Source organism: Streptomyces sp. M-16 (genome assembly GCF_052114405.1).
In the GTDB taxonomy this organism is placed as follows: Bacteria; Actinomycetota; Actinomycetes; order Streptomycetales; family Streptomycetaceae; genus Streptomyces.
Window position 1 is genome coordinate 1 of the sequence record NZ_JBFRER010000282.1, and the last position, 1,919, is coordinate 1,919.

General features: G+C 76.0%; 1 protein-coding gene and 2 pseudogenes. All 3 read left to right on the top strand.

Features of this window, described 5'->3' with window-relative positions; genetic code table 11:
- A pseudogene (locus tag AB4039_RS42080) lies at positions 1–334 on the top strand (DUF6716 putative glycosyltransferase); the annotation flags it as partial.
- Between the two features lie 65 nt (positions 335–399).
- Positions 400–678 (top strand): annotated as a pseudogene (locus AB4039_RS42085) (cytidylyltransferase domain-containing protein); the annotation flags it as partial.
- 381 nt (positions 679–1,059) lie between these two features.
- Positions 1,060–1,919: N-acetylneuraminate synthase family protein (locus tag AB4039_RS42090; RefSeq protein ID WP_442273289.1), on the top strand; the 860-nt coding region annotated here is incomplete at its 3' end.

Consider the following 1,919-nt stretch of genomic DNA (forward strand, 5'->3'; position numbering starts at 1 on the left):
ACCCGCCGCCGGCCCGCCCGCCGTCGGCCCCGCCGCCGACCCCTACGCCGCCGCGCGGGCCCGGGTCACGGGGCTGCTCGCCGCGGACCGGCTGCCGCCCGTGGCCCCGTACTACACGCTCGCCACCGCCCCCGGCTACCTCCCCGGGATCCTGGCCCGCCACCGGCTCGCCCCCGACGGGACCCCGCTCCCCGGGACCGGCGCCCGTGCGGCGGGGGAGTCCTCCGGGGCGCGCCGCTGGCTCCGCGCCCACCTGCGCGAGGCCGCCCGGGGCGCCTACCGGCACGGCGTCCAGCGGGTGGCCCCGGTGATCCGACGGCTGGGCGAGCTGTGAGGGTCCTCGCGGTGATCCCGGCCCGCGGCGGGTCCAAAGGGGTGCCCGGCAAGAACACCGCACCCGTGGGCGGGATCCCGCTCGTCGCCCGCGCCGTGCGGGCCTGCCGGGCCGCGCCCACCGTCACCGACGTGGTGGTCTCCACCGACTCCCCGGCCGTCGCGGCGGCCGCCCGCGCCGCGGGAGCCGCGGTGCTCACCCGGCCCGCGGCCCTCGCCGGGGACACCGCGAGCAGCGAGGCGGCCCTGCTGCACGCCCTGGACTCCTTCGAGGAACTGCACTCCCTCACCGTGGACGTGCTCCTGCTGGTCCAGTGCACCAGCCCCTTCCTGACCCCCTCGGACGTCGAGTCGGTGGCCGCGGCCGTGGCCTCGGGCGCCGCCGACACCGCCCTGACCGCCGCCCCCTTCCACGGCTTCCTGTGGCGGACGGCACCCGACGGCCGCGGAGCCGGGGTCAACCACGAGGCGGCGTACCGGCCCCGCCGGCAGGACCGCCCCGCCGAACTGCTGGAGACCGGCGCCGCCTACGCCATGGACGCGGCCGGCTTCCGCACCGCCCGGCACCGCTTCTTCGGCCGGACCCTGCCCGTGCCGGCCGACCCGGCGCGGGTCCTGGAGGTCGACGACCCGCACGACCTCGCCCGCGCCCGCCTCCTGGCACCCCTCCTCGACGCCCCCCACGCACCGGACCCCGCCCCCACCGATCGAAGGACACCCCCTGCCATGACCGTCGCCACCCCCAACACCCGTCAGCGCAGCTTCGGTTCGCGCATCGCGGGCCCCGGCCACCCGGTCTACGTCGTCGGCGAGATCGGCATCAACCACAACGGCGACCTCGGCACCGCCTTCGCCCTCGTCGACGCCGCCGCCGACGCGGGCTGCGACGCCGTCAAGTTCCAGAAGCGCACCCCGGAGATCTGCACCCCGCGCGACCAGTGGGACGTCGAGCGCGACACCCCCTGGGGCCGGATGACGTACATCGACTACCGCCACCGCGTCGAGTTCGGCGAGGCCGACTACCTGGCCATCGACGAGCACTGCGCCCGCCGCGGCATCGCCTGGTTCGCCTCCCCCTGGGACACCGAGGCCGTCGCCTTCCTGGAGAAGTTCGACCTGCCCGCCCACAAGGTGGCCTCCGCCTCCCTCACCGACGACGAACTCCTGCGCGCCCTGCGCGCCACCGGCCGCACCGTCGTCCTGTCCACGGGCATGTCCACCCCCAAGCAGATCCGGCACGCCGTCGAGGTCCTCGGCAGCGACAACATCCTTCTCTGCCACGCCACTTCGACGTACCCGGCCAAGGCGGAGGAGCTCAACCTGCGCGTCATCAACACCCTCCAGGAGGAGTACCCGAACGTCCCGRTCGGCTACTCCGGCCACGAGACCGGCCTGCAGACCACSSTSGCCGCCGTCGCCMTSGGCGCCWSCKYCGTSGAGCGGCACATCACCCTCGACCGCGCCATGTGGGGCTCCGACCAGGCCGCCTCCGTCGAACCCGGCGGCCTCGCCCGCCTCGTGCGCGACATCCGCACCATCGAGACCGCCCTCGGCGACGGCGTCAAGAAGGTCTACGCGTCCGAGCT